This window comes from Trichococcus shcherbakoviae, from assembly GCF_963666195.1.
In the GTDB taxonomy this organism is placed as follows: Bacteria; Bacillota; Bacilli; order Lactobacillales; family Aerococcaceae; genus Trichococcus; species Trichococcus shcherbakoviae.
In genome coordinates this window covers 779,178-792,690 of sequence record NZ_OY762653.1, presented here as the reverse complement: position 1 = coordinate 792,690, position 13,513 = coordinate 779,178, and the positions used below count along the sequence as shown (strand labels likewise).

Below are 13,513 nucleotides of genomic sequence, written 5' to 3'. Positions count from 1 at the left end.
GTCAATGCTGACAAATCATGAAATGAAGAGAGCGAGGAATCGGTATGAAACTAGGTGTATTTACCCCCTTATTTGCAAATTTAAGTTTTGAAGACATGCTGGATAAAGTTCAGCGCGCAGGTTTGAACGCAGTGGAGATCGGAACCGGTGGGAATCCCGGGAACCATCACTGTCCGACAGATGAACTATTGGAAAGCGAAGAGAAGCGAGCAGCGTACTTGGATGAACTGAAAAAAAGGAACTTAACAATCAGTGCATTCAGCTGCCACAGCAACCCGATTTCACCAGATCCTGTAGAGGCAAAGGCGAGCGATGAAATACTAAGAAAAACCATCAGATTGGCTGCGTTGATGGGGGTACCAGTCGTCAATACTTTTTCCGGAACGGCAGGCGACAGTGAAGAGGCAACAGCACCGAATTGGCCGGTCATTCCGTGGCCGGAAGTCTACACCGATATTTATAAATGGCAATGGGAAAATAAGCTTATTCCTTACTGGAAAGAAATCGGAGAAATGGCCAGCGAATATGGCGTCAAGATTGGCATCGAATTGCACGGCGGTTTCCTATGCCACACACCGTATACGCTTTTGAAATTGCGCGAAAATACCTGTGATGCAATCGGCGTGAACCTCGATCCCAGCCATTTATGGTGGCAAGGGATTGATCCGGTAGGCGCCATTAAGATTCTGGGCGAAGCCGGAGCGATCCATCATTTCCATGCGAAAGACACCTATCTCGATCAGGACAACATCAATATGTATGGTTTGTTGGATATGCAACCGTATGGAGAGGTCAAAACGAGAGCATGGACATTCCGATCGGTTGGCTGTGGTCACGATGTAAAAGTATGGTCAGATATGATGAGTGCGTTGCGGATGTATGGTTATGACTACGTGGTCAGCATTGAACATGAAGACCCTTTGATGTCCATCGATGAAGGATTGAACAGAGCTGTTACGAATCTGCAATCTGTATTGATTAAAGAGACCCCACACGCTATGTGGTGGGCGTAGAAAAGAGGATTAACGATGAAGAAATTAAAAGTCACGATCATTGGTTACGGAGGCATGGGCAGCTTTCACGCTAAGCTGATTCAGGCAAATCCGGAAGTAGAAGTGCATGGGATATTCGATATTTTGGAAAGTCGGCAACAGGCTGGTGAAGCGGATGGCTATAGTGCCTATGTCAGTCTTGAAGAGGCTTTGGATGATGAAACGGTGGATGCCATATTGATCGCAACTCCGAATGATGTACACAAAGAGATCGCTGTCCAGGCTTTGGAGGCAGGAAAACATGTCATTTGTGAAAAGCCCGTGACACTGAACAGCGAAGAGCTGTCGGAAATAATGCATACCGCAAAGGAACACGAGCGCGTGTTTATGGTCCATCAAAATCGCCGTTGGGACAGTGATTTTCAGATGGTCAAAGATTTGTACGAGAACCGAAAAATCGGAGAGGTCTTCCACATCGAATCCCGTGTTCAGGGAGCCAATGGTATACCGGGTGACTGGCGCCATCTGAAAGCGCACGGTGGCGGCATGCTCTTGGATTGGGGGGTTCATTTGTTGGATCAGCTTTTGTATATGATCGACAGCCCGTTGGCGAAAGTTGTTGCAGATTTGAGTTACATATTGGGCGATGAAGTGGACGACGGCTTCATCAGCTATCTGACTTTCGAAAATGGCGTAACCGCCCTTGTAGAAGTCGGGACGACCAATTATATCAAACTCCCGCGTTGGTACATAAAAGGGACAAAAGGATCAGCGGTGATAGAAGATTGGGATCTAAAAGGAAAAATCGTGAAGCAGAGTGGAATTGAACTTGTGGCAGCACCCAAACCGATAAAAGCTGGCCAAGGGCTGACCAAAACGATGGCTCCGCCTTCCGAAGAGGCGATCATAAAAGAAAAATTTGAAAAAGTGGCAACTCAAATGGATCCGTTCTATACGAATTTCGCTAAAGTCGTCAGAGGCGAGTCGGAACCTATCGTCAAAAATGAAGAAGTTCTTCAATTGATGAAAATCATTGAATCCATTTTTGAGGCAGCGGAGACAGGACAAGTTATTGACGTACGGGAACACAGCTACAGCCGTTAAAAACAGCTGGACCGTTGCATTCATATTTTGAAAATGTGAGCAATTAAGCATCGTAAACGGTGAAAAAGTTTTGATTTGGAGGCAATACGAGATGCAGAAAAAAGTATTGGGAATAGATTTGGGTGGAACTTCAGTGAAGTTGGCCATATTATCCAAAGAAGGGGACGTGCTCCAGAAATGGAGTATCCCGACAGACAACAGTGACGGCGGGGTTAAAATCGTGCCGGGAATTATCGAATCCATCAAACATCATTTGGACTTATACCGACTCACTTCTGAAGACTTTTTGGGCATAGGCATGGGTTCTCCTGGTGCAGTCAACAGAAGCGAAGGGACCGTTACGGGAGCATTTAACCTGAATTGGAGAGATGTGCAACCGGTAAGGGAGACAATGGAACAAGAAACGGGCATACCATTTATCATCGACAATGATGCCAATGTAGCTGCGCTGGGAGAAAAATGGCGTGGTGCGGGCGAGGACAATCAGGATGTCGTTTTTATCACCTTAGGGACAGGCGTCGGCGGAGGGATCATTGCTGAGGGCCAACTGATCCACGGAACAGCCGGCTCGGGCGGAGAAATCGGGCATATGACGGTTGATCCTGATGGTTTTGACTGCACTTGCGGGAAAAGGGGCTGTTTGGAGACCGTTGCCAGCGCTACCGGGGTCGTCAAGCTAGCGCGCAAACATGCAGAGGAATATGCCGGAGATTCAACCTTAAAAAATCTGATCGACGATGGCCAGGAAATCACTTCAAAAATGATTTTCGATTTCGCTAAAGATGACGATGGATTAGCGGCTATCGTTGTGGATCGCTTTGCTTATTTCTTAGGTCTGGCATGCAGCCATATCGGTAATCTGTTGAATCCGGCTTCCATCATCATCGGTGGCGGCGTTTCTGCTGCAGGGGAATTTTTGCTTGAAAAAGTCAATAAATACTATTTGGGATTTGCTTTCCCGAATGTACAGCAATCGACTAAATTGAAGCTTGCAGAATTGGGGAACGATGCTGGCGTTATCGGGGCCTGTTATTTAGCAGTGGCTCATGCGAGTAAGTATCAATAACTTGCTTTATTTTCAGATTACTAATGCCATTTTAATGGAAAAGAGTGGCTCCAAATCATTCGAACTGATTTGGAGCCACTCTTATTTGTGTTGTTACTGGAGGCCATCCCATTCGGAATGGAAGTCCTTGAGGAACTGTTCCATCCGAGTGTGGCGGGCGACCGCCTTTTGTTTGCCGGCTTCTGTGTGCATGCCGTCCTTCAGCAGGAGCAGTTTTTCGTGGAAGTGGCCAATCGTATCGCTGTCCGGATCCTCACTGTGCTCGGGATCATAGAGAGGCCGGTCTTTATGCCCGCCATATGCAAAAGCGCGTGCGATGCCGATTGCGCCGATCGCATCCAGGCGATCAGCATCCTGCACGATCCGGCCTTCGATCGTTTCCAGCACGTGCTTGTTTTTCCCTTGCTTGAAGGAAAGGTTGTTCACGATGTAGATGACCTGCTCGATGACGGAGTCGCTCAGCTCGAAAGGTGTGAGGATGTCGGTGATGATGGCTTCGCGGTCGGCGTCAGTATAGCCGAATTTATGGTCGGCGACGTCATGGAGAAGTGCCGCCAAGCCGATGATGAGCCGATCGCCTTTTCCCTCCGCTGCAGCGATGTCCATGGACGTGTTGTAAACCCGCAACGTATGCCACCAGTCATGCCCCGTTGCTTCGTTCCTCAGCTTGTCAGCGACGATGTGTTTCACATCTTCAATAATGATTTCATTGCGCATCTTGAAGCACCGTTGCCATAAATCTAACTAAATCTAGTTTATGTTTGCTTCCCTGTTCTTCGTGCCCGATTTGGTCCTGACGGACTACTTTCGTTTGTTGCAGCACTCCGAGGGCGTAAATTCCGACGCAACGAATCGTACATATCCGAGTTACCCTTAGACTGCTTGGTAATCCCTCAGATTGTAGCTTGCGTTCAGATCCCTATCGCAATGGTGACCGCACGCGCAGTGGTAAACCCTGTCACTGCGTTTCAGGTCCTTTTTGAGCGTTCCACAATTGTTGCACAACTTGGAGCTCGGGAACCATTGGTCCGCTTCCACAAATTCAATGCCATTCAGTTCGCATTTGTATTGCAGGCATTGCTTGAAGAAATAGAGTTTCTGATTTGCGACCGCCTTTGCCATATGCTTATCCTTCATCATACTGCTGATGTTCAACGTTTCCATCACAATGCGGGAGGGTTTGGTTTTCACGATCTCCGCCGTTGCTTGATGGACATGATTGGTTCGGATGTTGGCTAAGCGTCTGTGTTGCTTTCGGATTTCACCTTCTAGTTTTAGGAGATGTTTAGATTTAGGCGTTCCTTTCTTGTATTTTCTGCTTGCACGCCGCTGTAATCTCTTGAGGCGTTTCTCCGCTTTCCTCACGGAGGCTGTTTTGTTGATGTTGTTGTAGAAAATACCATCGGAGGTGACAGCCAACTCCTTGATGCCTACATCCACCCCTACAACCCGATCGTCCAATTCGACGATTTTCGGGGTCACCTCTACGCCGACCGTCAGATACCAATATTTGCCGTCGAACTTGATGCGCGGGTTGTAGTATTTGCAATCCACGGGCAACGGTTCGTTGGTTTTCACCCAACCGATTTTTTCCAACAGGATGCGGTTGCCTTTCACTTTCAGCTTGATGCAGTCATTGTAGAAACTCGGTGTGGAGCGGCGTTTGGTCTTGAATCGGGGATGCTGGGCTTGCCCTTTGAAGAAGACTTTATAGGCTTTGCAGGCATCCTTGACCGCCTGTTTGACGACATTATTGGAAACCTCGTTCAACCAAGCGTATTTTTTTCGCTTCTTCATCTTAGTGATATGCTTGCGCAACTCATTGTCGCTGATGAACGTCCCGCCGAAGCGATGGTTCATCTCTTGCATCCGGATCGTGTAGTTGTACGCCCAGCGGGCAACGCCAGCTGCTTGGTAGAGTTTGGAAGTTTCGTCTGTCACAATCAAACGGACCTTCTTAGTCAGCATCATCTTGGATCAGCTCCTGAATCATCTTTCTGGCTTTGTTTGCGGGTTTGCCTTGCAGACTGCCACTGAATACGGTGACAATCTGAACGAGGTCTTCGACAAGTTCCAGTTCTTCGGTTTTTTCAGTATGGTCGATGATTTCTATCATGGTGCCATACTTTCTGCAGAGGTTCTCGATCAGTTTAAAACCAAAACGAACCAGACGGTCCTTGTGTAGGATGACAATTTTGTCTACCTGATTGTCGGTGATCCTGTCGAGGAGTTCGTTCAACCCTTTGTTGTTGTAGTTGATGCCGCTGCCGATGTCGGTTACGATTTCGAATTGGTAGCCGTTAGCCAGCATATAGGTTCTTACGTCTTCCTCCTGTCGCCGCAGGTCGTCCTTTTGCTTGGGTGAACTCACCCGGCAATAGCCGATGGTCACCTTACTTTGACCTGTGGTCATAGTCTTGCCCAAAATTTTGTTCAGCTGTTCGTCCGAGTAATACCGGGTTCCGCCGTCGGACACGAACGCAGGCTTGAATTTGTCCTCTCTATCCCAGCGCCTCAACGTCGATGTGGATATCCCAGTTGCTTTGGAGAATTTTCCGATTGCATACATTAGCCACATTCCTTTCTATACGGCAAGTATAGCAACAAATGTGGCTAAAATCAAAAATTTAACGAGATTTAGATAAATTTATTTTGGCTGTTAAAACCCCCTTTCCTGATTCTGTTAATCTTCCTGCAGCTTGGAAATAAGCAGTTTCCGGAATTTGTGCCGATCCGCATCCGTGAATGGTTTCGGGCCTTTTGTGCGTTTGCCGCTTTTGCGGACCATGGCGCTCATGTAGCGGTCTTCAAGCAGCCGTTCCATATTGCTGTTATCGTAGGCGAAACCCTTGTGATGAAGAACGGTAAGTCCCTTCGGCAAAGTGAGTGAGGCCAAACCGTAGTCCTGCGTGACCAGCAGATCGCCTCTTTTTGCTAGCTGGATGATCTTGAAATCGGCCGCATCGGCACCGGAATCGACGTAGACCGTCTTCACTCCGGAGGGGTGGGGGGCGTTGGAGTAGTGGGCAAAGCTGGTGACGATCGTGACCGGTATGTCGCGTTTGATGGCTTCTTCGATGATGATGTCTTTTACGGGGCAAGCATCCCCGTCGATCAGTATATTCATATGGCGCCTCGATTCTGTTTCTTTCTGTCTTTATTCTACCAAAAATTGGCAAAAAAATCCTTGTTGGTTCAGGTGTCTCAAGCGAATCTCTGTGATTTGTTTTTGGTGTCGGCTGTTCGCAGCCAGCCGAACGCGGAACAGTCGAGAGAAATACAATCTGTCGGCTGTTTGCAGCCAGCCGAACACGGAATAGTCGAGAGAAATGCAATCTGTCGGCTGTTCGCAGACAGACGAATGCGGAACAGCCGAGAGGAATCTAATCTGTCGGCTGTTTGCAGACAGACGAATACGGAACAGCCGACAAGGCAGCCAGTACGCGCAAAAAAGCCGGCAGTCCGGAAACATTCCGGACCGCCGGCTAGGCTTTTAAACATTCTGGAATCAGTTCAAGCCCAGGATGGACTCGACGCTCTTCTGCATGTCGTCGGAAGCGACAACGGTGTTGTGGCGAACTTCCGCATGCAATAATTCTTCGATGGCTGCTGGGAAAGCAACGCCGCTCAATTCTCTCAGACGGTCCAACATTTCTTCCATGGAATCATCCGAAAACTCAGGGTCGATGGCAGTCAGGACGGCTTGCGGGAATTTATACGGGCTGGCAGTCGATGCGATGATGATCGGTGTGTGATCATCGGTTTCGGCTACATAAGTGTTTGCGACATGCGCCGCCACAGCTGTATGCGGGTCGATGACATAGCCATCAGCATGATAAAGTGCAGCAATCTGTGCCGCCACTTCTTCTTCAGTCGCGTAGTCCGCATAGAAATCTTTCGCTTTTTCTTTCATTGCTTCCGTCACTTCGTAGCGACCGATTTCCTTCAATTGATCCATGAAAGTTTGGACTGATTCCGTACTTTCGTCGGCCATCAGGTACAACAGACGCTCCAAGTTGCTGGAGACCAGGATATCCATGGATGGGGAAGTCGTCAAAATGAAGTCGCGGTTGCGATCATATGCGCCGGTATCGAAGAAATCGACCAAGACTTTGTTCTCGTTTGAAGCGATGATCAGTTTTTGGATCGGCAAGCCCATTTGCTTAGCGAAGTAGGCAGCCAAGATGTTCCCGAAGTTGCCGGTAGGAACTACGACGTTCATCGGCTCTCCGGCAGCGATGGCACCTTGTTTCACCATTTGGCCGTAAGCGTAGACGTAATAGACCACTTGCGGAATCAGACGGCCGATGTTGATGGAGTTCGCAGAAGAGAATTGGAATCCTGCTGCGTCCAAACGTGCCGCCAAGTCTGCGTTTCCGAACATGTTTTTGACGTTCGTCTGTGCGTCATCGAAGTTTCCTTCGATGGCCACAACAGAGGTGTTGTCGCCTTTTTGTGTCACCATCTGTTTTTCCTGGATGGCGCTGACGCCGTTCTTAGGATAGAACACGATGATGCGTGTGTTCGGCACATCAGCGAATCCGTCAAGTGCCGCTTTTCCGGTGTCACCAGAAGTCGCTGTCAGGATTACGATTTCTTTCGTGCTGCCGTTCTTTTTGGCGGAAGTCGTCATCAAGTAAGGCAGGATCGAAAGGGCCATGTCTTTGAAGGCGATGGTCGGTCCGTGGAACAATTCCAGATAGTGGTTTCCGCCGGCTTTCACTAACGGAACGATGCTGGAGTCATCAAATTTGTCGTCGTAGGCTGCATTGACGCAATGTTTCAATTCTTCCTCAGTGAAGTCGTCGAAGAATTTCTTCATCACATCGTAAGCTAATTCTTGATAAGTCATGTCGGGCAGGCGATCCAATGCGATGTCCAAAGCCGGAATGTGATCGGGCACGTACAATCCGCCGTCTGGCGCTATCCCTTGTAATATTGCTTGTGAAGCCGTCAGTGTTTTTTCTGAATTTCTTGTGCTATGATAGGTCGTCACGGATTCAGTCTCCTCTACATTATTCTCATTTTTAAATTAAAAATTTCTCATAAAGAGTATGCCACATTTTTGTTGAAAACTCAATAACATATCGAAATGCGCGTTTTTCTGACGCTCTTTTTTATGAAAAAACTCCCCTGTCAAAATCAAATGACGGGGAGTGATTGTGTGCGGTCAAAAACAGTTCAAGGGCGCTCAACGATCATGGCGATGCCCATTCCGCCACCGATGCAAAGGGAGGCGAGTCCGAGCTTCGTATCAGTCCGTTCCAACGCATGCAGCAGAGTCACCAGAATGCGAGATCCGGATGCGCCGATAGGATGTCCCAAGGCGATGGCGCCTCCGCTAATATTGATTTTTTCCTCAGGCAAGCCCAAATCCCTGATTACGGCGATGCTCTGGGATGCGAACGCTTCGTTCAATTCGAAAAGGTCGATGTCATCTGCAAGCAATCCGGTTTTGGACAATACTTGCTTGATGGCATAGTAAGGCGCGTATCCCATGATGGCAGGATCGATCCCTGTTTCGGCATAACCTTTGATTGTGGCCAGATAAGGGACGCCTTTCGCTTCGGCCTCCGACTTCGACATCAGCACCAAGGCTGCCGCTCCGTCATTGATTCCGGATGCGTTTCCGGCAGTCACCGTGCCGTTCTTTTGGAAGGCCGGCCTTAATTTGCCCAAGCTTTCGATAGTAGCGTCTTTGCGGATGTATTCATCCTCGGCTACGACCTTCTGCTGGTTCTTGCGGTCTATGAGGATGATAGGCGCAATCTCTTGATTGAAGTAGCCGGCTGCTTGAGCAGCGGCCGCTTTTTGTTGCGAATGCAGCGCGAAAGCGTCCTGCTCTTCACGGCTCACTTGGAATCTTTCTGCCACCGTTTCGGCCGTGATGCCCATATGCTGCTGATCAAAGGCATCCGTCAGGCCGTCGTGCACGAGGCTGTCGATGGTGTTGATGTCGCCGAGTTTGCTGCCCCAACGTTGGTTCGGTAAGAGATAAGGGGCCTGCGACATGCTTTCGGTTCCTCCGACGACCACTGTTCTGGCATCGCCGAGACGGATAGCTTGGCTCGCCAGGATGATTGCTTTCAATCCGGAGCCGCAGACTTCGTTTATCGTCATGGCTGTTTTTTCATAGGAGATCCCGGCAGCAACAGCGATTTGCCGTGCCGTGTTCTGGCCGATGCCTGCCTGCAGGACGTTCCCGAAAATGACGGAATCCACTTCATCGGGGGATAAGCCGGCGCGATTCAACGCAGCTTCTGTGGCCGTTTTCCCCAGCTCCACTGCGTTACAATTTTTGAGGCTGCCTCCGAATGAACCGATGGGGGTTCTGGCAGCACTGACAATTACGACTTCTTCCATTGAATGTCTCCTTTTTACGTTCATTGATGTGGAAAGCTGTTCCTCCACACGGTGTATCTCTTATTTTACGATAATCAGTGCACTTTAGCATATAAGAATTAGTAAAGAATTACAAACAGAACGCAATTTTTAAATATCAGATTTCTAAGATATCCTTAATTTGGATGGCCCGAGGTTGTTTTTTTGTGCGGTCTGGTCTATCATTTGGGATGAGAGGCATCAAAAATGTTATATATATGAACAATAAGGGGTAATTGATGTGAAGATTGGGATAGATAAGATTGGCTTTTATGCGCCGCACTTCTTTGTGGATATGGAAAAATTGGCGGAGGCTAGAGGAGTGGATCCGGCCAAATATACGATCGGCATCGGGCAAGAAAAGATGGCTGTCGCGCCCATCACGCAGGATGCCGTTACGTTAGCCGCTAATGCCGCATTGCGCATCATTGATAAAGAGGATCTGGAGAAAATCGACTTGGTCATTTTCGGAACGGAATCCGGCATCGACAATTCGAAATCAGGGGCTGTCTACGTGCATGATCTGCTTGGAATCCAGGAACATGCCCGTTGCATCGAATTGAAGCAGGCGTGCTATGGAGCGACTGCCGGCATCCAACTGGCGAAAGGGCATATCGCCTTGAATCCGGAAAGCCGTGTATTGGTGCTCGGTTCGGACATTTCCCGCTATGGAATCGGTACGGCTGGCGAAGTGACGCAGGGTGCTGGTGCAGTCGCCATGATCATCAGCAAGGAACCGCGCATCCTCGCGCTGGAGAACGAAAGCAGCTATCTGACCGCCGATGTGATGGATTTTTGGAGACCCATCTACTCGGAAACGGCTTTTGTCGACGGTAAATATTCAAATGAGCAGTACATTTCGTTCTTCGTGAACGTTTGGGAAGACTTCAAAGCGAAATACGGCGCCACATTGGCTGACTTCGGAGCCATCTGTTTCCATCTGCCTTACACGAAAATGGGCATGAAAGCTCTGCGCGAAGTGCTGAATGAAGGTTCCGAAGCAGACCGCGAACGTCTTGCAGCGCATTACCAAACCAGCACTGTCTACAACAAAATCGTCGGCAATATTTATACGGGATCCTTGTATCTGAGTCTGCTGTCCCTGCTGGAACTTTCCGATGACCTGAAGGCGGGCGATAAAATCGGACTCTTCAGTTACGGCTCCGGAGCGGTCGGTGAGTTCTTCTCGGTCACGCTTCAAGAAGGGTTCAAAGCGGTTTTGACCGCGGCTGAGCACGGGAAAATGTTCGCGGGACGGACAGAAGTGAGCGTCAAAGAATATGAAGAGATCTTTTCTCGTGTTTTGCCGATTGATGGTTCAAGCATCGAATTAGATGTGGATGCAGATCCTGCGACTATCTGTATTGAAGGAATGGAAAACAACAAACGCATCTATCTGAACAAAGCCAGATGATCGCATGAATGAAGACAGCACACCGTCAGGCAGACAACTGGTGGACGGTGTGCTGTTTTTGATTTTTAATGGTTCTGGCGGCCGGCACCTCCGGACAAGCCGGCCTTGGCCGGAGGTGAAACGAATTTCGGCCTTGTACTCCGGTGAGGCCGCCGTGACCGGAGAATAAAACAAAATCCGGTACCTCTACTCCGGCGAGGAGAGCCTCACCGGAGGAAAAACGGGAATCCAGCCCGGCAGCTCGCTCTGGAACCCTCCGCCATCGATCTTGTTGTGACTCAATCGACTGCATCCGCACCGCGGATTTGCGCCAAAAGTGTCTGTGCTGTCGCCAAATTCATATTTTTTTCGCCTTTAAGCCGCTCTGAAAGCTGTTCGATTTCTTTACCGACCGCGCCAGCGCTGATTGCCAAGGAACGCGAATGCAGACCCATATGTCCTTTTTGGATGCCTTCCGTCACCAGCGCTTTGATGGCGGAGAAATTTTGCGCCAGTCCGACCGATGCGATGATGGACTCTAGTTCGGATGCCGAACGGTAGCCGAGAATTTCTTTCGTCATTTTCGCGGCAGGGTGGAAGTTGATGGATCCGCCCACAGCTCCGATCGGCAACGGCAACGTCAGACTTCCGAGCAGATCTCCATTTTCCGCTTTTTTCCAGGTTGTCAGCGAACGGTACTGTCCGCTGCGGGAGGCGTAGGCATGCGCTCCAGCAGAAATGGCGCGCCAGTCGTTTCCGGATGCCAGCACGATGGCGTCGATGCCGTTCATGATGCCTTTGTTATTGGTGACGGCGCGATAAGGATCGACGTAGGCAAACTGATAGGCTTCAATCAATCGGTCGCGCACTTCATCACCGGAAAGACTTCCTCTGCCCAAGAGACTTGATGGTATCCGACATTCGGCGGTCGCCAAGCAGTCGGTCGCGTAATTGGTCAGGATTCCCATCAAAGCTTCGCCGCCGGTCAAACGCTCCAAGTAAGGGATGACGCCTTCCATCATTGTATTGATGATGTTAGCCCCCATCGCCTCCAACGTCTCGACATGGAGATGGACAACAAGAAACGCCGGAATTCCTTCATCGGGAACGGCGGCCAAGTACCTTACGCTGATGCGGCGAGCTCCACCGCCACGTTTCACGATGGAAGGGTGGGCAGCATTGGCCGCCTCCAGGATTTCATCCCGATGCGAAAGGATCAGTTGTTCAGCAGCATCGCTGTCAAGGATATTTTTTAAGGCAACCTGGCCGATCATGACCCGTTTCTGGATCGTCGTCCGGAATCCGCCCGCCTTGGCGATGATTTTCGCTCCCGCGCTGGCCGCAGCAATGACGGAAGGCTCTTCGATGGCCATCGGGACGATATAGTCTTTTCCGTCAATCAAAAAGTTTAAGGCGACACCGTAGGGCAAGTCGTACGTGCTCAATTGGTTTTCAATCATGTTGTCGGCGATTTCCTGCGGCAAGCTTAATCCTGAATGAAGCTTGGCTGTCGCTTCTTCATTCAGGAGGCCGGCCGCGTGCAAGGCAGAGATTCTTTCGGGTGGTGTTTTGTCGTAAAATTTCTGAAGATAGTTGGATTCCATTTTATGCTCCTTAATTATGGCTGAAATATATAACAATTGTTAATGTTAGAAGTGCATCACAATAGGCATCTCACATATTTACAGTATGCTCTGCGCCCCAAAAGATGTCTAGCGGTCCAAGCCTGCCTCTCGGAAATTAGATAAATCTGACCCATTGCGCTCTACGATGCTCATTCAGGGGCAGATTTCCTAAATTTCTTTCGAGGCAGAGCGGGCTTGGACCGCTTTTCCCAAGTGTTTTCGCGTGTAATCAGTGTCTGTTTCCTATATCATTTTATCATAGTACTATCCTGATGGCATCCGCCATCAGTTGCTTTGCGCAGAGGACGAAAGAATCCGACCAATGCCCGATGACGGGCAGGCGCACAGGCGTGTATACTGAATTCATAAAGAGAAAGCGAGGGGTCGCATTGGATACGATCAGCTATTATATCAAAGAAATCATCAACGCAACCGGAAAGGGCTTGAAGGGATACATCATATCGGCGATCAAGCTTGCTACAATCAGTTTTGTCCTGTTGTGTCTGGGATTCGTGTACTTCGGCATCGATTTTTGGTTCCTGAAGGCTTTGGGAATCGCGGTTTTCGATCTCATCCCGATTCTGGGGAGCGGGATGGTAATGATCCCTTGGGCGGTGATCCATCTGCTGCTCGGGAACACAACGTTGGCTTGGCAAATCGGACTGCTGTACATCATTCTTGTGGTTGTTCGTCAGATTGCGGAGCCGTTCATTACCGGCAAGGAACTCGGCATCCGGCCGCTGTACACGTTTCTAGCGACAGTTGTTTGTATCCTCTTGTTCGGACCAATCGGAGCCGTTCTGGGAGCAGTGGTCGCGGTCGTGATCAAGGCCGTTTTGGAAGTCTCGAGTGTCAGCCGAAACAATTATGACAAACATCGTCGCTGAAAAAAGACAACATTTCACAAGCACGGGAGAAGTTGACTTCTTCCGTGCTTTTTTTTTTTCAAACC

General features: G+C 49.3%; 12 protein-coding genes. 5 read left to right on the top strand and 7 right to left on the bottom strand.

Features of this window, described 5'->3' with window-relative positions:
* The first annotated feature begins 44 nt into the window (after positions 1 to 44).
* The 3 genes from ACKPBX_RS03690 (at position 45) to ACKPBX_RS03680 (ending at position 3,162) form a co-directional block, all read left to right on the top strand.
* Positions 45 to 1,013 (top strand): sugar phosphate isomerase/epimerase family protein, encoded by a 969-nt coding sequence (locus tag ACKPBX_RS03690; protein WP_086942314.1) that lies wholly within the window; start codon positions 45 to 47, stop codon positions 1,011 to 1,013.
* A 15-nt stretch (positions 1,014 to 1,028) separates the two neighbouring features.
* Positions 1,029 to 2,096: a Gfo/Idh/MocA family protein gene (locus tag ACKPBX_RS03685; protein ID WP_319996027.1), complete on the top strand. Its 1,068-nt coding sequence runs from the start codon at positions 1,029 to 1,031 to the stop codon at positions 2,094 to 2,096.
* Positions 2,097 to 2,187: 91 nt separating this feature from the next.
* Positions 2,188 to 3,162: an ROK family glucokinase gene (locus tag ACKPBX_RS03680; protein ID WP_319996026.1), complete on the top strand. Its 975-nt coding sequence runs from the start codon at positions 2,188 to 2,190 to the stop codon at positions 3,160 to 3,162.
* Between the two features lie 93 nt (positions 3,163 to 3,255).
* Here the strand turns inward: ACKPBX_RS03680 and ACKPBX_RS03675 are convergent, their stop codons facing one another.
* The 6 genes from ACKPBX_RS03675 to ACKPBX_RS03650 form a co-directional block, all read right to left on the bottom strand.
* The gene (locus ACKPBX_RS03675; protein WP_319996025.1) at positions 3,256 to 3,879 is read right to left on the bottom strand and encodes an HD domain-containing protein; all 624 of its coding nucleotides are present in this window, start codon (positions 3,877 to 3,879) and stop codon (positions 3,256 to 3,258) included.
* Positions 3,880 to 4,035: 156 nt separating this feature from the next.
* Positions 4,036 to 5,133: an RNA-guided endonuclease InsQ/TnpB family protein gene (locus ACKPBX_RS03670; protein WP_319996024.1), complete on the bottom strand. Its 1,098-nt coding sequence runs from the start codon at positions 5,131 to 5,133 to the stop codon at positions 4,036 to 4,038.
* The gene (locus tag ACKPBX_RS03665) at positions 5,120 to 5,731 is read right to left on the bottom strand and encodes an IS607 family transposase (protein WP_407702570.1); all 612 of its coding nucleotides are present in this window, start codon (positions 5,729 to 5,731) and stop codon (positions 5,120 to 5,122) included. Before ACKPBX_RS03665 ends, ACKPBX_RS03670 begins: the two co-directional genes overlap by 14 nt.
* A gap of 114 nt (positions 5,732 to 5,845) precedes the next feature.
* Positions 5,846 to 6,289: a YaiI/YqxD family protein gene (locus tag ACKPBX_RS03660; RefSeq protein ID WP_319996022.1), complete on the bottom strand. Its 444-nt coding sequence runs from the start codon at positions 6,287 to 6,289 to the stop codon at positions 5,846 to 5,848.
* Positions 6,290 to 6,670: 381 nt separating this feature from the next.
* On the bottom strand, positions 6,671 to 8,158 hold the full coding sequence (gene thrC / locus ACKPBX_RS03655) for a threonine synthase (RefSeq protein WP_319996021.1): 1,488 nt from the start codon (positions 8,156 to 8,158) through the stop codon (positions 6,671 to 6,673).
* A 185-nt stretch (positions 8,159 to 8,343) separates the two neighbouring features.
* Positions 8,344 to 9,525, bottom strand: coding sequence for an acetyl-CoA C-acetyltransferase (locus ACKPBX_RS03650; protein ID WP_319996020.1), 1,182 nt, complete (start codon positions 9,523 to 9,525; stop codon positions 8,344 to 8,346).
* Positions 9,526 to 9,784: 259 nt separating this feature from the next.
* Between ACKPBX_RS03650 and ACKPBX_RS03645 the strand changes: the two genes are divergently transcribed.
* Entirely contained in the window at positions 9,785 to 10,957 is a 1,173-nt protein-coding gene (locus ACKPBX_RS03645; RefSeq protein WP_319996019.1) for a hydroxymethylglutaryl-CoA synthase, read from the top strand.
* A gap of 278 nt (positions 10,958 to 11,235) precedes the next feature.
* On the opposite strand, the gene ACKPBX_RS03640 is transcribed toward ACKPBX_RS03645, so the two are convergent.
* Complete coding sequence (locus ACKPBX_RS03640; RefSeq protein WP_319996018.1) at positions 11,236 to 12,540, bottom strand: hydroxymethylglutaryl-CoA reductase, degradative; 1,305 nt, start codon at positions 12,538 to 12,540, stop codon at positions 11,236 to 11,238.
* A 371-nt stretch (positions 12,541 to 12,911) separates the two neighbouring features.
* Between ACKPBX_RS03640 and ACKPBX_RS03635 the strand changes: the two genes are divergently transcribed.
* Entirely contained in the window at positions 12,912 to 13,448 is a 537-nt protein-coding gene (locus ACKPBX_RS03635; RefSeq protein ID WP_319996017.1) for an AI-2E family transporter, read from the top strand.
* The last annotated feature ends 65 nt before the right edge of the window (positions 13,449 to 13,513 follow it).